The organism is Clostridium sp. DJ247 (assembly GCF_014231265.1).
Genome location: NZ_JABAIW010000026.1, coordinates 19,167 through 41,839, shown reverse-complemented (window position 1 = coordinate 41,839; position 22,673 = coordinate 19,167). Strand labels below are relative to the sequence as shown.

Here is a 22,673-nt window from a genome sequence, read left to right as displayed (position 1 = left end):
ACCTCATTTAATTTACTGTAGTTGCTATAAAGTCATTTGCAAAATTTTTAGAGTTTATTTTGTCTGAAACAATTTTTCCATCCTTAACTGTTATTATTCTTTTTGCTTCCGCTGCTATATCATTATCATGGGTTATTAAAACTATGGTATTACCTTCATCATTTAAATCTTTTAGCATGGCTAAAACTTCTTTTCCTGTTTTACTATCTAAAGCGCCTGTAGGCTCGTCGGCTAAAATTATTTCAGGAGTTGTTACTAACGCACGTGCAATGGCAACCCTTTGTTTTTGTCCACCTGATAGCTCTGCTGGCTTATGCTTAATATGTGCACTCAAGCCTACCCTCTCTAATGCTTTTAATGCTTTTTCTCTTGTGGTTTTGGAATTTTCCCCTAGATATATTAAAGGTAGTTCTACATTATCTAAAACATTTAGCTTAGAAAGCAAATTGTAATTTTGAAATATAAAGCCTATTTTGCTGTTTCGTATTTCAGCTAGTTTATTATCACTACACTTAGTGTTAACTCCTCCAAGAACATACTCGCCGCTGCTAGGCATGTCAAGGCATCCTATAATATTCATTAGTGTTGATTTACCGGCTCCTGAAGGACCCACAATAGCAACAAATTCTCCTGACCTTATACTTAAATTTACATCGCTAAGGGCTGTAAAAACACTGTCTCCCATTTTATATACTTTATTTATATTCTTCATATGAATAATATCCTTGAGTATGGATTTTTCTGACATTAGAAATCCTCCTTACATTATATTTCATACCTTTATCCTTTAAAATTACAAACAATACTAATATAAATAATACTTTTAGGCTGTGACACTTACATGGCAAAATTGTTAACAAAATATGAATAATACTTTTAATATTATAAATGCGAATATGAATTATAATACAAATAAATACCTATACTAATGTTGATAACTAAAAGGCTTATATTGGTACGGAACTTTTAAATTTAATTTATGCAGCCTAGCACAATTACTAGATTGTGCCACCTATAAATAGTTTATTAGAAAGTCTTAGTCTCAAATTAGTAGGAAAGCTTAGTACTTTGATACTGTTTGAGCGTAAGCGAGTTTATCAAAGTACTTAGCTTTGCTGCTAATTTGAGGCTTAGACTTTCTTAAACTATTTATCAGTGGCATAAGCTAGTAATGTGATAGGCGGAATAAATTAAATTTAAAAGTTCCAGATCTATATATGCTTAAATTACAGAGAGGAAGGTATTTAATTATCATGAATAATGAATTTTATTTAAATTTCCCTAAATCTATACCTAAACAAAAGCAAAATAAGCAGCCAGGTATAGAACTTCAAATGAATCCTAGACCAGTGTTTCAGGAGCCTTCATATATAGGATCAGATAAATTAAAAGACAAGGTTGCAATAATTACTGGTGGTGACAGTGGAATTGGAAGAGCCGTTGCAGTAGCTTACGCAAAGGAAGGCGCTAATTTAGCTATAATTTATTATGATGAACATGAAGATGCAGAGGAGACAAAAAAAATTATAGAAAATATAGGTAGAAAATGTTTACTTATACCTGGCGATGTAGCAGATAGTAACTTTTGCAATACATCTGTGCAAAAAACCATAGACCAATTTAGTAAAGTTGATATATTGGTTAACAATGCAGCAGTGCAATATCCTCAGAATAGTATAGAAGATATAACTGATGAGCAGTTGGAAAAAACATTTAAGACTAATATTTTTAGTATGTTCTATATGACTAGAGCAGTCATGCCTCATTTTAAACCTGGATGTAGTATAATAAATACCTCTTCAGTAACAGCCTATGCAGGAAATGAAACCCTTTTGGACTACTCTGCTACCAAAGGTTCTATAACAACCTTTACCCGTTCACTAGCACTATCATTGGCAAGTAGAAATATAAGAGTAAATGCTGTTGCACCTGGTCCAATTTGGACTCCGCTCATACCAGCTTCCTTCGATGAAGAAAAGGTAGGAAAATTTGGATCAAATACTCCTATGGGAAGACCTGGTCAACCAGTAGAGCTTGCATCAGCATATGTATTGCTTGCATCTCCTGATGCATCTTATATTACAGGAGAAACTATACATGTTAATGGCGGAGCATTTATCGGTGGTTAAATAAATGTAGTTTTTCCATCGAACCCTATATAGATACCCACAGCTTAAATTTAATTTATACGTAGGGATATATTACTAATGTTGAAGTCACATTTAAATATTTTTTTATTAGTCTTAGCAAAAATTTGAGAAAAACCTTAGAACTTTAGATATGTTTGAGGAACGAGTTTATCAAAGTTCTTATAAATTTATAATGAAACTCCTCTTCCTTTCGCCAGAGGAGTAAGCGATTCGCACAAAATCACAGATTTTGGCTCTCTGCTTAAATTTGAGCTTTAGACTAATTAAAAATATTTAACGTGACAAAACATAGTAATATATCCGGTCGTATAAGTTAAATTTCGGGCATAGTTATATATTTAGAATTTTAAAATGGAATTTTAGCTTATTTTGTTAACATATGAAGATAACTCAGTAAGACTTTTATCTAACTCTTTGTCCACAATATCAGCTGACTCTATATGTCCTGTTATCTTGTTGCCGGTATCTGTAAGAATTCCATCTATGTTGTTTATGTTGACCAATATTTTAGACACATCTTCCTTTTGATTAGAAAGTACATCTATTACCTTTTTAACCCCACCTTCAACTTCCTTAAAAGATGAAAGAGCATCTTCTATTTTTCCTATAGCTCCTCTAGACACATTAATTCCTACAGATATAACTTCTGTACTTTTTTCAGCATTAGATATTACATTTTTTGTTTCTAAATTAATGCTTTGAATTAGATCTACAATATTTTTAGTACTTTTGCCTGTTACTTCTGCTAGCTTTCTTACCTCGTCTGCAACTACTGCAAATCCTTTACCACTTTCTCCAGCACGAGCAGCTTCAATAGCAGCGTTTAATGCTAGCAAATTCGTTTGGTTAGCAATTCCACTAATTAGTTGTACTATTTCATTTATTTCGTTAAATCTTTCAGCCAACTTATTAACACTACTATATGTACCATTAATTTCCTTTTCCAATGATGTTATTATTTCCATCATAGATTCAATTTCTTCTTTTCCCTTTGTTGACTTTGACACAGTTTCTTCAGTGATATTAAGTAGTTTAGCTCCTTCATCATACAAAGTATCTGTAGACTTACTAGTACTTGAAGTTAAATCAGATACTACACCCATTTGTTGTTTTATATCTTTCGTTAAGCTTGCTAAAATATCATGATCACTGTTAACTATATTATGTTGTCTAAGTACATCATCAATTTTTGTATGCATTTTTTTAAGAAACTCTATAGTTTCACTATCTAGACCTTCATTAACAATGTCTTTTGTTTCTAACTCTTGAGTATATTCATTCTTAAGTGTATTTTCTTTCTTTGATTTTAAAAAATTTATCATTACGCATCGTCCTTTCTATGCTATAACTCTTTCCTAATTATAGTTAGTATACTTTCATAATAAGTTTATAAAATATCAATATACAATATATAATCTTATTATAATATATTTAAGTTAATTTTGTTAGAACTATAAGTAAAATTTTTCATATATTATCACTTTCAATCGCTATTCCTGCCAATTTCATTAAATATACAGCATTCCTAGTAGTAGAAATTCCTGATTTTAGCTTGTAGTCAAAGGATATTTTATTATTTTTGTAATACTCCCTAAAGTGATAGTTCTTAACTTTACCTTTACTCTCTAGCTCTAAATCCCCTAATTCTAAATCATGTGTTGAAATCATACCCAATGTGTCTCTTATACTAAGATTATTTATTAAAGTTTTAGCTCCTATATGCCTGTCAATAGAGTTTGTTCCTTTAAATATTTCATCTAATAAAAAAAATAATTTTTCTCCATTTTTTGAAGCATCAACTATATTTTTAATTCTTAAAATTTCAGCATAGAAAGAAGATATATTTTTTTCAAGATTATCGCTAACTCTCATACAGGTATATATATATACTGAAAAAGAAACCCTTTTCCAAATATATCTAAATCACCGGAATATCTATGTCCTTCATCTTTAAACTCCGATCTATCGTCTAAAAATTCCCTCCACCTACCTAATTTTCTTTCAATACAGTTAGAATTTATTTTAGACACAGCCATGGAATATTTCATATTCTCTTTAAGCCTTCTATGTTTTATTATGGTAAATGTAAACAATATTAAAAAAAATACAAATAAAGCAGCACTAATATAATAATGCTTCCGTGTATATACAGAAGCTGTAAAACCTAATCCCGCTATAAATATTATAAGTCTTAGAGCACTTATAATATTTATAGTCTCCTTTTGTTTTTTAGCCAATCTGTCATAACGAAGCTTCCTTGTTCTATATATATCTTCTATATTTTTCATTATTTTGATCTCCTTGTAATTATATAATTTAAAATGTATTTAAAGTCTATTACATAACTTTCCACTTTGCAAGCATATTATAGATACCCATAACTTAAATTTAAGTTGAGGGTATCTATTTAGAGTTACAAGTTTATTAATAATCTTCTAGCCACTGGTTATATTTTTAAACGTTTTCAAAGAATCTATCTAAATAATACTACAAAAACTAGAGTAATTGTACTTATTAGCTTAATAAGCACATGAAGAGACGGCCCTGCGGTGTCTTTAAAGGGATCGCCTATAGTATCGCCTACTACACCTGCTTTGTGTGCTTCAGATTTTTTGCCACCATAGTTTCCTAATTCTATAAATTTTTTAGCGTTATCCCAAGCACCCCCACTATTATTTAAAAATAGTGCAAGAACAACACCTGTCATTGTACCTACTAATAAAAATGCTGCTGCAGACTCTTTGCCTAGTAACACTCCTACAAGTATTGGAGCTATCACAACTAATACTCCTGGTAAAACCATCTCTTTTAAAGCACCTTTTGTAACTATATCAACGCAGGATGCATAGTTAGGTTTAGCCTTACCTTCCATTATACCTGGAATCTCATTAAATTGTCTTCTTACTTCTAATATTACATACTGAGCTGCTCTTCCTACTGCCCTTATGGATGTAGAACAAAATAAATAAACAAGCATAACTCCAATAAATGCACCTATGAATACTTCTGGCTTGCCTATATCTACACTAAACCATGAATCTACTGGTTTTCCAAGCACTCTCTTTACCTCATCTAAATATGCAGAAAATAGTAAAAATGTGGCAAGTGCTGCTGAACCTACTGCATATCCCTTAGTTAGTGCTTTAGTTGTATTTCCACAAGCATCTAACCTGTCCGTAATAACTCTAACTTCTTCAGGAGCCCCTGCCATTTCAATAATTCCACCTGCATTGTCTGTTATAGGTCCAAAAGCATCCATAGCTAGTATAAAAGTACAGGTAGATAGCATTGCCATTGTAGCTATAGCGGTTCCATAAAGACCTGCATTTGAAATATAATGTAGTGCATTGTTTCCTAAATTATATGATATATAGATTGCCAAAGATATAAATAAAACTGGAAGTGCTGTTGACTCCATTCCTATAGATACTCCTGTTATTATATTGGTGGCTGGGCCTGTTTCACAAGACTTTGATATTTCCTTTACTGGTCTATAATTTGATGATGTATAATAATTTGTTATCCATACAAAAATATATCCTAAAACTATACCTGATACGGCACAACCATAAAGCAACCACCATTTAACACTTTCACCATTAGGTAGTTTTCCGCTGAGCATGAATTTTATAGTAAATGCAAATAATAATAAAACCACGATAGTAGTAACAAAATATCCTTTTATGAGAGATTTCATTGGATCATCGTTATAATTTTTTACCTTTACACAAAATATACCTATTATTGATGCTACTATACCTAATGCACGAGCTACTAGAGGAAATAATATACCCTTCCATCCAAATATAGGGTATAACCCAACTCCTAGTATCATGGCACCTATATTTTCTGCAGCTGTAGATTCAAACAGATCAGCTCCTCTACCAGCACAATCTCCCACGTTATCCCCTACAAGATCTGCAATAACCGCTGGATTTCTCGGATCATCTTCAGGTATTCCAGCTTCAACTTTACCAACAAGATCTGCTCCAACATCTGCTGCTTTTGTGTAAATTCCACCACCTAATTGTGCAAAAAGAGCTACAAAAGATGCACCGAATCCAAAACCTATTATACTCGCAGGAGCTTCTTTTATTAGTTCTGTACTCCCATTCATACCTCCATATATTAAAAAAAGTGTAGAAACACCAAATAATGATAAAGCAGTAACTGCTAATCCTGTAACTGCTCCACCTTTTAAAGAAACCTGTAAAGCCTTATTTAATCCTTTAAAAGATGCTGCTGCTGTTTTTATATTGGAATTAACCGAAATGTACATTCCTATATAACCTGATAAAGCGGAGCAAAGCGCACCTACAACAAATGCAACACCTGTATGCAGGGCTGTTTCAAAAGCAGTATCTGTGCCCCTGTATAAGTTCCCAAAAAAGTTTGTACAAACAATAATTAATAAGACAACAACAGCTAAAAAAATTATAGTTCTATACTGTCTTCTCAAAAAAGCCATAGCACCTTCTTTTATAGCTTTGGAAATATCTTGCATATCCTTAGTTCCGTTATCCTGCTTGAATATATAACGAATAAGATATACTATTGAAATTATTGAGATTAGAACCGAACCATAAATAGTCATAAAATATGCTGTCATTACCAACAACTCCTTATATTTATAACTGTTAGCTAGTGTTAATATTTCCTCATGATTATAATATTAGTAAATAATTGATAATGTGACATACTATTATGAGTTTGCATATACTTTTATAAAGCTATATTATTTATATAAGTTAACGTTATAAAAATATTTTTCTGTTCTTATGTATAGGGTTGCCTTAAAAATAAGAATCCATGAAAGATTTATATAAAACCTTACAATAAATTGATACAAAAATAGGATTTAGCATTGAAACTAATTTAATTCTCAATACTAACTCCTTTATTTTACAAATACTAAAAGTATTTTATATAGATAAACAACCTGGAAATTTGACTTATACATAGGGATGTGTTGCCAGTGCTGAAGAACTGGTAACACATCCCGTGGTTTAAGTCAAGTTCCCGAGTTGAAATTCTATAAAAACCTACTTTGAAGTAGTTCCTTCAAAAACATTTATATACATTTGCTTTATCTCACTAATTAAAGGATACCTTGGATTCGCACCAGTACACTGATCATCGAAAGCTTCTTCAGACATTCTATCTAGAGTATCATAAAATTTATCTTTAGGAACTCCAGCTTCACTAATTGTTTTTGGTATATTTACTCTATCTTTTAATTTATCAATGGCTGCTATTAAAAGTTGAATTTTTTCCTCTTCTGTATTACCACCAAGATTTAAATAATCCGCTATTCTAGAATATCTCCACCTAGCATTTGGATATTTATATTGCGGAAAAGCTGTTTGCTTCCTTGGATTTTCAACTGCATTAAATTTAATAACTTCGTTTATAAGTATTCCATTAGCAACGCCATGAGGTACATGATGTCTAGAACCTAATTTATGTGCCATTGAATGACATACTCCTAAGAAAGCATTGGCAAAAGCCATACCTGCCATAGTTGATGCATGTGCCATCTTTTCTCTAGCTTTTCTATTGTTAGGTCCTTGTTCATAGGCTTGTGGTAGATATTTAAATATAAGTCTTATGGCTTCTAATGCTAATCCATTAGTGAATTCTGAAGCAAGTACTGATACAAAAGCTTCAATGGCATGAGTTAAGGCGTCTATACCTGAAGCAGCAGTTAAACCCTTTGGCATATTCATCATTAATTCTGCATCTACTATAGCCACATTCGGAGTAAGCTCATAGTCTGCTAATGGATATTTCATTCCTACTTTCTCATCTGTAATAACAGCAAAGGGTGTAACCTCAGAACCTGTTCCAGCAGAAGTTGGTATAGAAACCATTACAGCCTTTTCCCCCATTTTAGGGAAAGTATATACCCTCTTTCGTATATCCATAAATCTCATAGCTAAGTCTTCAAATTTTATACCTGGATGCTCATATAATACCCACATAATTTTTGCTGCATCCATTGGAGATCCTCCACCAACAGCTATAATAACATCTGGTTTAAAGTTGTTCATATCTGCTACTCCTGCTCTTGCAGTTGCAAGAGTTGGGTCAGGTTCTACATCTGAAAATATTTTAAAATCAATACCCATTTCTCCTAATACAGAGGTTACTTTATCAACGAATCCTAATTGAACTAAAATTCTATCTGTAACTATGAAAGCTCTCTTTTTTCCCATATCTCTTAATTCTTTTAATGCAACACCTGTACTACCATACTTAAAGTATATTTTCTCTGGAACTCTAAACCAAAGCATATTCTCTCTCCTTTCTGCCACTCTTTTTATGTTCAATAGGTGTTTAGGACCAACGTTTTCTGATATAGAGTTTCCACCCCATGAACCACATCCAAGAGTTAGAGATGGAGCAAGTTTGAAATTATATATATCTCCTATAGCACCTTGAGAAGAAGGCATATTTACAATAGTTCTAGCAGTTTTCATAGTAGCTCCAAATTTTTCTACTCTTTCCCTAGACTTCATTTCATCAGTATATAATACAGATGTATGACCAAATCCACCTAACTCTACTAGTCTTTCAGCTTTCTTAAGAGCCTCCTCGAAAGTATTTACTCTATACATGCCAAGAATTGTGGATAGCTTTTCATGAGAAAAAGGCTCTTCTAATTCTACAGATTCAACTTCACCTATAATAACTTTAGTATCTTCTGGCACTGTTATACCAGCCATTTCAGCTATCTTTTGTGGAGATTGACCAACTATATTGGCATTTAATACATTGTTAACTAATATTATCTTTCTAACTTTATCTAGTTCGTCACCTTTAAGGAAATATGCACCTCTTTCTTCAAATTCTTTTCTTACTTCATCATACACCTGATCCATTACGAGAACTGTTTGCTCAGAAGCACAAATTACTCCGTTATCAAAGGTTTTAGATAATAGTATTGAGCTAACAGACATTTTAATGTGAGCAGTTTCGTCTATTATAACTGGTGTATTACCCGCTCCAACACCTATAGCTGGCTTACCTGAGGAATATGCTGCCCTAACCATGGCCGGACCACCAGTAGCAAGTATTATATCAGCTTCTTTCATAAGCATTTGTGAAAGTTCAACACTTGGCTCATCTATCCATCCTATGATTCCCTTAGGAGCACCTGCTTTAACTGCTGCTTCTAAAATTATCTTAGCTGCCATATTAGTTGAACGTTTTGCTCTTGGATGTGGAGAGAATATAATTCCGTTTCTTGTTTTGAGAGAAATTAGTGTTTTAAATATAGCCGTAGATGTAGGATTAGTAGTTGGAACAATAGCTGCTACTACACCTATAGGTTCTGCAACTTTCATAATTCCAAAGGACTCATCCCTTTCTATGATACCGCAGGTTTTATTTTCTTTATATTTATTATATATATACTCCGAAGCAAAGTGATTTTTTATAACTTTATCTTCAACTATACCCATGCCTGTTTCTTCAACAGCCATTTGAGCAAGAACTATTCTAGCATCATTAGCAGCCATAGCCCCTTGTCTAAAGATTTCATCTACCTGTTCTTGAGTATATGTAGAAAATATCCTCTGAGCCTCTCTAACCTCCTGAATTTTCTGCATCAATTCTTCAGTATTAGTTACCTTCATAAAATTACACCTCTTTAATTCTAAATTTTTTATAATCATATATAGTATCCCTTAATTGAGTAATTTTAATTACTTAATTACCTAATAATTATGAAAATAACTATTTTAAAATATTTATAACCTTTAAAAATAGCAACCAAATTAGTAACTGTTAACGCCGTACCAACATAATATGATTATGTATAACATACTTAGAATGGAGGTTTTTTATATGCATTGCCATGATCATAAACATTGTTATTCAGGTAAAACTTCATGTGAATGCAATCACAGACACCACTATAAAGGCAAGACCACAGAAGCACCAGACAATGTTCCACATGTTCACATTGTAGAAGGTTGGACTTCTCATGAAGACGGTCATAAACATTATTATTGCATTCAAACAAGTGTAGACTGTCCTGCACCTGGAGGCGGCCATTATCATCTAATACGTGGAGAAGTTAAAGCAGCAGATGGACACATCCATTTTATTGACGATAAAACAGACAAAAAGAAGGATTAATATAATAAGCAGGTCAGCATAAAGCTGACCTGCTGACCTTTTAAAAATAATAATTTTATAATTCAAAAGTAGTTTCATCTAACCATTTCCAGTGTTTTTTTATAATTTTTATTTCTTCTACAAGCTTAAACAAAGATAAATCCTTCTTTTTCGCCTCTAACATCACATCAAAATCTATGTCTAAGGATTTTGCTTTTTCTATAAAATCAACAAAATCATATACATTAATAAAATCAGAGTGCTTTCTATCCTTTTCCCCTTCCTTAGCACTAGAAAAATGAATTTTAGGTGGAAGAGGTTGATCTTTCCATGTATCAAATATATCATGTAAAATAGGTTCTAATGGTTCACCTTCGTTGTTGCAAATATGATGATGTACATCTAAAACCATTGGTATATGTAGCTCCTTACATATTTTTAATACCTCTCTTGCAGTAAATGTCTTATCATCATTCTCTAGCATTAGTCGGGTAGTAATTTCCTTAGGAAAATTCTTAAAATTATCTATAAACCTTTCCATAGATTGATCTTTTCCACCCTGACTACTTCCTATATGTAATACCATTCTTCCAATGTGATAATCTATATCCTCAAAGAAATTTACGTGATACCATAAATTCCTTTTCGTATTTTTAACTACCTCTTCTTTTATGCTATTTATAACATTAAATTCATCTGGATGTGTATCAACTCTCATATTATGTTGTTTAATAAAGTCACCTATCCTTTTAAAATCCACTTTAAAGATATTTCTATAGTTCCAATCACCTACATTTGGATGTGTTGCTAAAGGTACTAATGCAGATGTAATTCTATAAAAATGTATATTGTTTTCTACATTATATTGAAGAATCTTATATAAGTCATCTAAGTTTGATAGAGTTACTTGTTTCAGTTTATTAAGTTTCTTTTCTTCGGAACCTTGCTTTTCATATGTAGTATAAGTTACTGTACTTGATGAAGTGACTTTAGGCAAATTTAAAGCAATAGCTACATATCCTAAACGAACTCGCATAAATACACCCTCTTCTTATGACGATATACGTTATAGTTTATGTAAAATTATAATTTTTATTTAAATTTCATTACAATCACAGTATTAAAATTTGTGTATTTATTTATTTCTATTTTTTAAATATTTAATAACATGATCTCTCATAAAGCTCATTGCTTCTGAGTCACGTACCATCTCACCGTGGGCAAAAGGTGTCTGTATTACGCTGAATCTTTTATTAACGCTGCTAAAATCTTCAACTTTCATGTTTAAAAAGTTAACTAAATCTGATACATTATCTTCAGTAAGGTTAGGCAACAAATTAGCGTCATCAGTATTAATGCCAAAATCCTGTGGATTCTGTTTAATCATACTAATAATTCCTGCTAAAGAAGGATTGCCTTTGAAGGCTTTCTCTGCATTTCCACCTAATAACAGTACATCCTTTTTAATATCCCATGTTTTTGTAATATCGTTATCCCAACTCATATCAAAAAACTTACCAAATTCCTCTTTTGATAAACCAGCTTCTGGTCCATACTCTAGAATATTAAAGATATTCTTTGTAACATTAAACTGTTCAAAAGACGAATAGTTATAGTAAGCTCTATCAAGCAGTACAACATCCTTTACCATATTAGGATATTTGTTAGCAAACATCATAGCAGTATCCGCTCCAAAGGAATGTCCAACAACATAGGCTTTTTTTATACCATATGCATCCAATACAGCCTTTATTGAGTCTACATGAGTATTCCAGGATATAGAAGGTACATGTCCACTATTTCCATGATCCAAATAATCTAAAGTTATTGTCATATAAGGATTACTTTCATCATACAAAAACTTACCATGGGTATGATTCCCACCTAACCCATGTAAAAATATAATTGCTTCCTTTTCTTTTGAGGAATAATTATAGGCTTCGGTGTATATTTTTACACCTTTGTAGTCAACATATTTTTCTTCAATGTTATTATCAGCTTTACATGATGATGACATAGTATTAAACATTAGCATCATAATAAAAATAAATGTAAGTATTTTCTTCATAGATATAATCCTCGCTTTATATATTTTTTATTTTGTTACCATTATAACAAAACAAGCTATTTTTTTACAGTTGTTAACGATATTTTTTCTTTTACCACTGTGAAATTTTAAAACAGAGTCTATTCTCAAGTCCAAAAGTAATGGTAAATTTATACTTCCACTTTTAAAAATAGTTATTTTAATAAATAAAAACCCTATTTAGTTACAAATTTTACTTAACCAAATAGAGTTTCTTCTTAAATTTTTATTAATTATTTGCTTATTAATGAATAGCCTTTTTCTTATATCTCCTACCCAATACTTCAACATTTCCTATGGTTATTAAAGCATCTTCATCAAATCCATGAACTATTAATTTTAGTTTTGCTATTTCAAGTCTAGATACCACAACATATATTACATTAGTAGCTATACCTTTATATGCTCCTTTTCCATCCAGCAAAGTTACTCCTCTTCCAAGCCTTGCCATTATTGCCTCTGTAATATCTTCATGACACTCAGATATAATGGTTACTGCTTTTGATTCATCTAATCCTTCCACCACTACATCAATAACCTTGAAGGCAATGAAATAAGCAATAAGTGAATACATGGCTTTGTCCCAGCCAAATATTAATCCAGAAGTCCCTAAGATAAATAAATTAAAAAACATTACGATTTCGCCAATAGAAAAACTTATTCTTTTATCTAATATTATAGCAACAATTTCAGTTCCATCTAAAGAACCACCATTTCGTATTATTAAGCCAACTCCAATTCCCATTATAACCCCTCCAAAAATTGATGCTAAAAAAACATCATGAGTTATACCTGGTATTGGATGAAAAATAGTTACACCTATAGATAAGCATGCAACGGAGAATAAAGTTGATATAGTAAAGGTTTTTCCAATTTGTTTATAACCCAATATAAAAAATGGTAAGTTAAATATAAATGTAAATACTCCAAGTGGAACTTTTGTTAGATGACTTGTCATGATTGAAATACCAACTACTCCGCCATCAACAATGTTATTAGGAACTAAAAATATTTCTAAGGCAATAGATGCTAGGGTTGCACCTATAACCATAAAAAGAATTCTAGTGGCAATATTGATGTATTTGTTTCTCTTTTTTATCATATAATCCCCCTTATGATTGAACATATTTTATGTTATTTTCAGCTGATTTTGCTCCTACAAGTTAATATATGCTAATTATTAATTTAATATTATCTACCTTTGTAAACACTGTCACACAAAATAGGTTTTATATGTGTTATGCTATATATCTAGAAGTATTAGATTACTTTAAAGCGTTATTTTTTCAATTGATATTATTTCTCTTTTGAGTTTATTTTCTCATAAATAAGAACTATTGAGAATATTATAACATGAAATTTTATATAATTTTAACACTTTTTCAATTTAACCTATATTTTTTTGATAAATAGTTACTTATTATTTAAATTCACCTATTTTATGCCCCCATGTAAAATTCAAAGGAGTTATACATGTAGATATTAGGTTCCAGTAGAAAAACATAATTAAAGCCTGCATCCTAAAATATACAGGCTCTTTTATTGATATAATAAAATTTTAATATAGTCAGAATTTATTTATATTTTTTTTAACTCTCTCTGTCTCTTAAATATTTGTGCAAATATTTTGTCTCTTGTACTTTCAAGTAGATTAATATACTTGAAGGTACAATACATATTTGAAGCAATTTTTAAAACATTATCAACTTTTCCTATTACATCAATATAACTCTTATCATTAAAAATAATTCTTATAGTAGTTGTATCAATGTTATGTCTTACATATGGAATTATAATTCTAGCTATTTTATTATTGTTATCAAACATCAAAACCAGCCCTATATCAAAGTTAACAAGATCACATATTTGCTTTAATATATCTTCTATATTATTCTCTTTACTTTCAACCCCAAATATAGTACTATTCATTTTTACCATATTTTACACCTCACTTATTTTAATATAAGATATGTGCTAAATTATAGTGGTGTTTTAAAATAATACATATACAAGCTCTGCGCCATGAGGTAAATAACTCTTTACAAAATTAAATAGATGCATTGTATTCCACATAAAAAACCTCATAATATATCTTGCTTGTAAAGATATATTATGAGGTTCTCTCTAATTATGTGCACAAAATAAGATTATAGCTATAAACTTATTTTTTCACTTTTGTTTCGATAAATCTTTCAATTCTAACCATAGCTTCCTTTATATTTTCCATTGAAGATGCATAACAAGCTCTCACAAAACCCTCTCCACACTGTCCAAAGGCATTCCCAGGTACTACTAGAACTTTTTCTGATCTGAGAAGCTCTTCACAAAACTCATCTGAGCTCATACCTGTAGATTTAATGCATGGAAAAACATAGAAAGCCCCTAAAGGTTCAAAGCAATCTAGTCCCATATTTTTAAAAGCACTTACCATTACACGTCTTCTTCTATTATACTCTCTAACCATTTCAGCCACATGATCATTACCATTTTTTAGAGCCTCAATGGCTGCAAATTGAGATGTAGTAGGTGAACACATAATGGCATACTGATGAATCTTTTTCATAGCTTCTATAAGCACGGGATGACCACAAATATACCCCAGTCTCCAACCTGTCATTGCAAAAGCCTTTGAAAAACCATTAATAACTAAAGTCTTATCCTTCATTTCTGGAAAACTTGCTATAGATACATGCTTTTCCCCGTAAGTTAACTCAGAATAGATTTCATCTGATATAACTATAATATCTTTATCCTTAAGAACCTTAACAATAGGTTCTAATTCCTCTCTGGTCATGATTGCTCCTGTAGGATTATTAGGAAAAGGTATTATAACAACCTTTGTTTTAGGTGTAATTGCTTCTTCTAGCAGCTCTGGAGTTAACTTAAACTCATCTTCAGCTCTAAGATTTATAATTTTAGCTGAAGCTCCTGTAAAGCCAGTACATCCCTTATACGCTACAAAACTTGGTTCAGGTATTATAACCTCATCCCCTGGTCCAACTAAAGCTCTTAAGGCAATATCAATACCTTCGCTTCCTCCCACTGTAACTATTACTTCATTTGTAGCATTATACTTAAGATTATATTTTCTATCTAAGTACTTACATATTTCTTCTCTTAATTCAATAAAACCTGCATTAGAAGAATAATGTGTATGTCCTTTTTCTAGAGAATATATACCTGCTTCTGATATATTCCAAGGGGTAAGAAAATCCGGTTCTCCAACCCCTAAGGAAATTACCCCCTGCATTTCGTTAACAATATCGAAATACTTTCTTATGCCTGATGGAGGCATATTCTTTACATTAGGTATGATCATATTTTCCATTATCATATAAAGATAGCCTCCCTGTCATCTTTTGGTTTTTCTTCAAAAATGGTTCCTTTATCTTTATATTTCTTTAATACAAAATGAGTTGCAGTACTAAGCACATACTCCTGTACAGCAAGTTTTTCCGCTACGAAAAGAGCTACCTCTTTCATAGTTTTACCCTCAATAATCACAGTAAGGTCAAACCCACCAGACATAAGATAACAGGCTTTTACTTCTGGAAATTTATAAATTCTTTCTGCAACCTTATCAAAACCTTCTCCTCTTTGTGGTGTAACTTTTACTTCAATTAAAGCTGTAACAGTTTCTCTATTGGTACTCTCCCAGTTAATTAGAGCAGAATATCCTACAATTATATTTTGTTCCTCATATTTTTTTATAGCTTCTCTTACTTCTTCAACAGTCTTTCCTGTCATTACTGCAATCTCATCATCAGTAACTCTGCTATTTTTTTCTAAGATTTCTAGTATTTCTTCCATAAATTAAAGCCCCCTTCATAATTTGTATGATAAAAACTAGAAAAAATATAAAAATAAAACTTCTTCATCCCTGAAAGGGACGAAGAAGTTACTCGCGGTACCACCCTAATTAGTGTCTTTTTGACACTCTCTTTACTGGAATATTAATATCCCAATCCTCTATAACGTGAGGACACGTCTGTCTCTAGTGTGAATACTAAAAATTTAATACTCATTTCTCAATAAGAAATTCCATGGCTGCTTTCCACTTAAATATACTATCGGACTCTCACCTTTAACCGACTCTCTTTGAGGCTTTTCTAAGTGTACTCTCCATTTCAACATTTTTATCAATTTATTTATTTTTAATTATTATACTAAATGATAAGTAATTATTCAATACTGAATATTATCCTTTTTTAAGTAAACAATAAAGGAGACACTATCTTTAAGTAATATAGTTTATAATATTCAAAGAAAAGCATAATGTGATTTAAAGTTAAAATACAAAATGGATTCACAAAAATAATATTCATAAAATTATGTAATTTAATATTGTCTTCCATAACAGTATTAGGTTATATTTAAATTAGAAAACTTTAGAAATTGAGGTGATATATTATGTCAAAAAATTTTTTTACTGCTTTAGAACAAAGGCGTTCAATATATGGAATTAGTAAAGAGACTGTGATACCAGATGAAAGAATCCAAGAAATTATTAATTCTTCTGTGAAATATACACCTTCATCCTTTAACTCTCAAAGTGCAAGGGTTGTAGTCCTATTAGGTGAACAACATAATGAGTTATGGGATATTACAAAAGAAACCTTAAGAAAAATTGTTAAAGAAGATCAATTCCAATCAACAGAAGATAAGATTAATTCATTCCGAAATGGTTATGGAACTGTTTTATTCTTTGAGGATCAAAGTGTAATTGAAGAACTTCAAAATAATTTTCCATTATATAAAGATAACTTTCCAGTTTGGTCACAACACTCCTCAGGTATGTTACAATTCGTTGTGTGGACTGCCTTGGAAGCAGAGGGATTGGGTGCATCTTTACAACACTATAATCCACTTATTGATGAAGAAGTAAAACAAAAATGGGAGATTCCAAGCAAATGGAAGCTCATTGCTGAACTACCATTTGGAAAACCAACTGCGGAACCTGGTCCTAAAGAGTTTAAGCCATTAGAAGATCGTATTAAGTTTTTTAAGTGAATTTTAGGCTAAAAAATAAGAGTAATGATATTTTTAATCATCACTCTTATCTTTTATAAGTTTTATATTATATTAAAACACTAGTTAACATTAGATTCCTTTAAAATATTATTGTACTCTACGAGATTTTTCATCATTTTTTCTTTTACATATTCTAATATATCTTTTTTTGCTTCACTGTTATAATTATTTATATAGTCATCATGAAACAATATTTCAATACAATGACGAATATTTGCAACTGAATATATGTGGAACTTTCCCTTTTCTACTGCATCTAATACCTCTTCCTTCAATACAAGATCATCTACATTTGTATTTGGAATTATAACACCATGTGTGCCATCAAGACCATATAATGAACAAACATCAAAGAATCCTTCTATTTTATGATTAACTCCTCCTATAGGTTGTATTTCTCCCTTTTGGTTAACTGATCCAGTTATTGCCAGACTTTGTTTTATTGGGATTTCTGATAGACTTGACAACAATGCAAGAAGTTCTGCCGCAGATGCGCTATCTCCCTCTATTCCTGAATAAAGTTGTTCAAATACAATGTTAGCATTAAAGGATATTGGAATATCTCTTCCTACAAGTTCACCTACAAACCCTGCCAAAATCATTACACCTTTACTATGGATACTTCCGCTCATATCTGCTTCTCTCTCAATGTTAATTATACCGTTTCTTCCGGCAAAGGTCGAAACAGTTATTCTATGCTGTTGCCCCATTATGCAATCTCCATAATTTATAACAGAAAGACCATTAATTTGTCCCATTCTAGTTTCATGTAAATCAACTATATATTTTTTCTTTCTATACATATCAAGAATCTTATTTCTAACAAGTCCGTGCATAGACTCTTGTTCCCTTAATGCTGCAGAAATATGTTTAGCTTCAATAATTTCACTGTTGTCTTTTTTTGCATAATAATTTGCAATATCAACTATTTTAAACAAACTACCCATAGAGGAAGAAAAATAGTTTCTATTTTCTGCAAGTCTAGAGGAAAACTGCAGCAGCTTTTTAACACCTTCCCTATTGATATGCTTCAGTTTATTTTTATTTATATAAGAGCTAAGTAAACCTACAATATTAGCTGTAGTATCATTATCTTTTTCTATTTCGCTATCAAACTCTGCTTTTATATTAAATATCTTTTCAAACTCCAAATCATTCTGCAAAAGCAATGAGTATGTATATTGGCTTCCCAGCAATATAACCTTAACTTTTAAAGGTATCTCTTCTGGACTTAATGTAGAGATAGGAAGTACATCAATATTATATTTTGAATTATTAATGGATATATTTTCTAAGTTTATACACTTTTTTAAAAGTTCCCAAGAAGAAGGCTGATTTAATAGTTGTCCAGCCTTAATTATAATGTACCCTCCATTAGCCTTATGCAAATAACCTGGTTTTATTAATGTAAAATCAGTAATAAGATTTCCATTCTTGTTTTCATATTCAATGTTACCAAAGATTTGTCCCTGCAGTGATGAATCTGCAAATATAACAGGTGCACCCACATTTTCAATATTACTTACTAAAACATTAACCTTATACCTTCTAAAAAATGATGTTTTTACATCTTTAATTTCTTTACTATTGTCATCATCTTCAAAAAAATATGATATATTTTCAACAATATCCTTTTTTACGGAATATAAATATTTAATAACTTTTTCACAGCATCCATAGTTATTTATTAAATTTTCTATTTTTGCTGAAATTATATTTTCAGCAATTTTATCATCCAAATGCTTTAATTCTGCTTCTAACGCCTTTTCAAGCTGCCTATTCTGCTTAAAAATGTCTGAAGATATGTTTCTAAGTTCACTCATTGAAACTTCCATAGCTTTTCTCTCGTCTTCTGTTAAATCTTTATCATCTTTTTCAGCAATAAATACAAATTCTCCAGTTGGGGTTTTTTTTACGTCAAACCCTCTTTTTTTAGATTCCATAGTTAAATCTCTAGATAAATTTAAAAGAAGTTTTTCATGTTTATCAATTATGTTATTTTTCTCACTTTCATAATTTTCAGAATTAAAATAAACAGGCACTTCCTTCATAATATGTTTAATAAATAAGTTCATATCTTCTTTAAATTTATTAGCTTCACCAGTGTTTAGAGAAATTGCCATTGGATTATTAGGCTTTTCAAAATTATATACATAACACCAGTCTTGTGGTGTAGGCATCTTTTTTGCATATTCTTCTATTTTCCTTACAATATATCCGGTTTTTCCTGTACCAGTTTTACCAGTTATAAAAATATTATATTCCTTACTATCCATATTTAATCCAAGCTCTATGGATTCAACAGCTCTTTTCTGACCTATTACTAGATCATAACACTCTATATTCTCTGTAGTATGAAATTCAGGCATTTCTCCTAATTCCAACTCCAAATCTTTTTTTGTAAGCTTCATATATTCTTTCATATTTTACCTCCAATATGTTTTTTCTCCTCAGTTAGACTTTTTATAATATATTTCAATATTTATTTATAAATTCCTTCAAATTTCATTCGACACTTTTAAAATTATAAATACGTTTTTATTGTTGCAGCTTTCATAGCATTTATTAATCTAGTCCTAACTCTGAAGATGAAAATAGCATAAAATATATATTTTTGTAACATAACTAAAGCCTGCATCAATTTAGATACAGGCTCTTTTGCTATAATAAAATTCCAATATAAATTAGAGGTGAAATACAGTGCAATGCAACTATAGTGTCAACTCTAGCTTATAAATTATCAATATTAAACATTGTGAAATTAAATAATTTTTTTGCCTCTTCAACTTTACTAGGTAACTCTGCACTAATATCTTCTATATCTTGCATGGTAATGCCTAAAAGATTAAATACTTTCTCATTAATTACATACTTAGTATTAAGACTCAGTAATCTTTCATAATAAAGCGTACTTATTGAATCAGCTACACTTAAAATTCTTACCTCAGTTAAATATTCTTTTGCCTGAAGTGGTATATGATGATATTCTACTATAGCTCTTATATCATTAGGTAATTTCCATCTTTCACTTATCCAAGCTCCAATATGAGAATGAGTAAAACCGTTCATAACTTGTCTTTCTGCAATTATTTGATGTAATCCTTTGTGTTGTAAATTCACAACCTGATCAATTATATCAGGTAAGTATATATCAAGTATAGGAATACCTACATCATGAATTAATCCATATGCAAAAAATCGATATTTATCTTCTATCTCCAATTTATCTGCAAGCATACTTGCTGATATTGATGTTGCTAAACAATGCTTCCAATATTTTTCTCTGCTCAGCTTAGCAGCCTTTCCTTTGTTATCTGGTAATAAAGCCTTTGCTAAATACGCCAAAATCAACCTCTCAACAGTTTCTAGGCCTAATAATACTATTGCATCTTTTAGAGAACCTATATTTCTAGACCTTGCAAAGTATCCTGAGTTTATATTGATGAGTAAAGCTTCACTTAGATTTCCACATTTACTAATTTTGTCTGCAAGAGTATCTACATCAAGAGTATCTGAACTATTAATCATTGTAATTATGTCAACAATCCCTGGATTTAATACTGATAACTGATTAGTTTCATCAAGATATTTTATTATTTCTTCGCCATTTATTTTAACCACTTCCCTACTTAGTATAAAGTACAAATTTATGCCATTTCATATAATCTTCGTTGTTTTACACTAAAACTTTATAATTTATCTATTCTAATAGTCTATAAAGATTAAAGAAACTGTATTAATTGATAAAAAGAGCAACCATTAAAGATTGCTCTAACTTATAATTTGAGGTGGTAAAGCGTAAGATTATTAACTAGCCCAGTACATCTTATGTAAGTTAACATTATTTGTGATTATAATTAAAATATTCTAAAATAGAATCTCTTGCAGTATTAATCATATAATCTATCTGTTGCTCATTTATTACATAAGGCGGCATAAAATAAATTATATTACCAAGGGGTCTTAACAGTACGCCTTTTGATAAAGCTATTTTATAAATTTCGTATCCTACTCTTTCTTTCCAATGAAATGCCTCTTTTGTTTTCTTGTCTCTAACTAATTCTATGGCACCTATCATACCAATTTGTCTATATTCACCAACATAAGGAATATTCTTAAAACTCTCTTCTAGCTTTTCTCTTATAATGCTGGATTTTCTCTTATTTTTCTCAAGTATATTTTCTTCTTCAAAAATTTTTAAAGTTTCCACTGCTACTGCACAGCCAAGGGCATTACCTGAATAACTGTGACTATGTAAAAAGGCTTTCATTGTAGAATATTCATCATAAAACACATTATAAATTTTATCCGTTGTTAATACTAAAGATAATGGCATATACCCTGCTGTTAAGCCCTTTGAAACACACATTATGTCTGGAGAAATTTTGGCGTGATTACAAGCAAACATTTCTCCGGTTCTTCCAAATCCAACAGCTATTTCATCTGCAATTAAGTTTATATCATACTCATCACAAAGCTTTCTTAATTTTTTAAGGTACTCTGGGGAATAAATTTTCATCCCTGCCGCACCCTGAACCATAGGCTCTATGATAACAGCTGTAATTTCTTCATGTTTTTCTTCTATTACTTTTTCAATGGCTTCAAAGCACTCTGCATTACAGTTATATCTATCTGAATTATATTTACACCTAAAACAGTCTGGACCATCTGCTCTTATAACATCTAAAAGTAGTGGTTTATATATTTTACTAAATAAATCTACTCCTCCAACTGAAAGTGCTCCTAGTGTCTCTCCATGATATGCATCTGAAAGTGCTACAAATTTTGTTTTTTTTATCTTACCAATTTGTTGATGATATTGAAAGCTCATTTTTAGTGCAATTTCTACAGCTGAAGAGCCGTTGTCTCCAAAAAATATTTTACTTAATCCTCTAGGTGCTACTTTTATTATCCTTTCAGCAAGCTCTATTGCAGCTTCATGTGTAAAATTCGCAAAAATTACATGTTCCAATTTATTAGCTTGTTTATATAATGCTTCATTTATCCTCTTATTTGAATGTCCAAATAAATTTACCCACCAGGATGATACTGCATCCAGATATTTTTTACCATCTATATCCTCAAGAAAAACTCCCTGTCCTTTTTTTATAACTATAGGAGGAAATGTTTCATAATCCTTCATCTGTGAGCAAGGATGCCAAATATGTTTTAAATCTTTTTCTTGAAAGTGTTTCATATCACTCATCATTGATCTCCCCTAACATTACTTACTCTTTAGTCCCTTGCAGAATTTTATACTACTATCCTGCAATTGTCTTTTACCT

General features: G+C 30.9%; 17 protein-coding genes, 1 pseudogene and 1 other annotated feature. Of the genes and pseudogenes, 3 read left to right on the top strand and 15 right to left on the bottom strand.

The features are described from left to right. Positions 1-7 precede the first annotated feature (7 nt). Positions 8-748, bottom strand: a complete 741-nt coding sequence (locus HGI79_RS11875; protein WP_207725769.1) for an ABC transporter ATP-binding protein — start codon at positions 746-748, stop codon at positions 8-10. Positions 749-1,253: 505 nt separating this feature from the next. Here HGI79_RS11875 and HGI79_RS11870 point away from each other — a divergent pair. Continuing rightward, positions 1,254-2,129: an SDR family oxidoreductase gene (locus HGI79_RS11870; RefSeq protein ID WP_185650899.1), complete on the top strand. Its 876-nt coding sequence runs from the start codon at positions 1,254-1,256 to the stop codon at positions 2,127-2,129. A gap of 380 nt (positions 2,130-2,509) precedes the next feature. On the opposite strand, the gene HGI79_RS23250 is transcribed toward HGI79_RS11870, so the two are convergent. The 5 genes and pseudogenes from HGI79_RS23250 to adhE form a co-directional block, all read right to left on the bottom strand. Beyond that, positions 2,510-3,472, bottom strand: coding sequence for a methyl-accepting chemotaxis protein (locus HGI79_RS23250; RefSeq protein ID WP_185650898.1), 963 nt, complete (start codon positions 3,470-3,472; stop codon positions 2,510-2,512). A gap of 145 nt (positions 3,473-3,617) precedes the next feature. Beyond that, positions 3,618-4,034, bottom strand: a pseudogene (locus tag HGI79_RS11860) (DNA mismatch repair protein); the annotation flags it as partial. Further along, a complete protein-coding gene (locus HGI79_RS11855; protein WP_185650896.1) occupies positions 4,019-4,438 on the bottom strand; it encodes a hypothetical protein in 420 nt (139 codons plus the stop codon). The pseudogene HGI79_RS11860 and the gene HGI79_RS11855, both read right to left, overlap by 16 nt. Positions 4,439-4,623: 185 nt before the next feature. Then, the gene (locus HGI79_RS11850; protein WP_185650895.1) at positions 4,624-6,759 is read right to left on the bottom strand and encodes a sodium-translocating pyrophosphatase; all 2,136 of its coding nucleotides are present in this window, start codon (positions 6,757-6,759) and stop codon (positions 4,624-4,626) included. Between the two features lie 433 nt (positions 6,760-7,192). Beyond that, positions 7,193-9,787 (bottom strand): bifunctional acetaldehyde-CoA/alcohol dehydrogenase, encoded by a 2,595-nt coding sequence (gene adhE, locus HGI79_RS11845; protein WP_185650894.1) that lies wholly within the window; start codon positions 9,785-9,787, stop codon positions 7,193-7,195. Between the two features lie 172 nt (positions 9,788-9,959). Here adhE and HGI79_RS11840 point away from each other — a divergent pair, with 172 nt between their 5' ends. Continuing rightward, complete coding sequence (locus HGI79_RS11840) at positions 9,960-10,292, top strand: YmaF family protein (protein ID WP_395939538.1); 333 nt, start codon at positions 9,960-9,962, stop codon at positions 10,290-10,292. A 55-nt stretch (positions 10,293-10,347) separates the two neighbouring features. Here the strand turns inward: HGI79_RS11840 and uvsE are convergent, their stop codons facing one another. From uvsE to HGI79_RS11810, 6 genes are all read right to left on the bottom strand, one after another. Then, on the bottom strand, positions 10,348-11,307 hold the full coding sequence (gene uvsE, locus HGI79_RS11835) for a UV DNA damage repair endonuclease UvsE (protein ID WP_185650892.1): 960 nt from the start codon (positions 11,305-11,307) through the stop codon (positions 10,348-10,350). Between the two features lie 99 nt (positions 11,308-11,406). Further along, a complete protein-coding gene (locus tag HGI79_RS11830) occupies positions 11,407-12,339 on the bottom strand; it encodes an alpha/beta fold hydrolase (protein ID WP_185650891.1) in 933 nt (310 codons plus the stop codon). A 262-nt stretch (positions 12,340-12,601) separates the two neighbouring features. After that, positions 12,602-13,459, bottom strand: coding sequence for a YitT family protein (locus HGI79_RS11825; RefSeq protein ID WP_395939537.1), 858 nt, complete (start codon positions 13,457-13,459; stop codon positions 12,602-12,604). Positions 13,460-13,935: 476 nt separating this feature from the next. Beyond that, the gene (locus tag HGI79_RS11820; RefSeq protein ID WP_185650890.1) at positions 13,936-14,295 is read right to left on the bottom strand and encodes a hypothetical protein; all 360 of its coding nucleotides are present in this window, start codon (positions 14,293-14,295) and stop codon (positions 13,936-13,938) included. A gap of 223 nt (positions 14,296-14,518) precedes the next feature. After that, entirely contained in the window at positions 14,519-15,691 is a 1,173-nt protein-coding gene (locus tag HGI79_RS11815) for an aminotransferase class I/II-fold pyridoxal phosphate-dependent enzyme (RefSeq protein WP_185650889.1), read from the bottom strand. Then, positions 15,688-16,167: an Lrp/AsnC family transcriptional regulator gene (locus HGI79_RS11810; protein ID WP_185650888.1), complete on the bottom strand. Its 480-nt coding sequence runs from the start codon at positions 16,165-16,167 to the stop codon at positions 15,688-15,690. The genes HGI79_RS11815 and HGI79_RS11810 overlap by 4 nt, the downstream gene beginning before the upstream one ends. A 72-nt stretch (positions 16,168-16,239) precedes the next feature. Then, positions 16,240-16,497: a binding site (T-box leader), on the bottom strand. Positions 16,498-16,767: 270 nt separating this feature from the next. Between HGI79_RS11810 and HGI79_RS11805 the strand changes: the two genes are divergently transcribed. Continuing rightward, on the top strand, positions 16,768-17,367 hold the full coding sequence (locus tag HGI79_RS11805) for a nitroreductase family protein (RefSeq protein WP_185650887.1): 600 nt from the start codon (positions 16,768-16,770) through the stop codon (positions 17,365-17,367). Positions 17,368-17,447: 80 nt separating this feature from the next. Here the strand turns inward: HGI79_RS11805 and HGI79_RS11800 are convergent, their stop codons facing one another. From HGI79_RS11800 to bioA, 3 genes are all read right to left on the bottom strand, one after another. Further along, positions 17,448-19,811 (bottom strand): Lon protease family protein, encoded by a 2,364-nt coding sequence (locus HGI79_RS11800; protein WP_241428197.1) that lies wholly within the window; start codon positions 19,809-19,811, stop codon positions 17,448-17,450. 307 nt (positions 19,812-20,118) lie between these two features. Next, positions 20,119-21,009 carry an HDOD domain-containing protein gene (locus HGI79_RS11795; protein WP_313885209.1) on the bottom strand — a complete coding sequence of 297 codons (891 nt, stop codon included), beginning with the start codon at positions 21,007-21,009 and terminating at the stop codon, positions 20,119-20,121. Positions 21,010-21,229: 220 nt separating this feature from the next. Next, on the bottom strand, positions 21,230-22,585 hold the full coding sequence (gene bioA / locus HGI79_RS11790) for an adenosylmethionine--8-amino-7-oxononanoate transaminase (protein ID WP_185650925.1): 1,356 nt from the start codon (positions 22,583-22,585) through the stop codon (positions 21,230-21,232). Between the last annotated feature and the right edge of the window lie 88 nt (positions 22,586-22,673).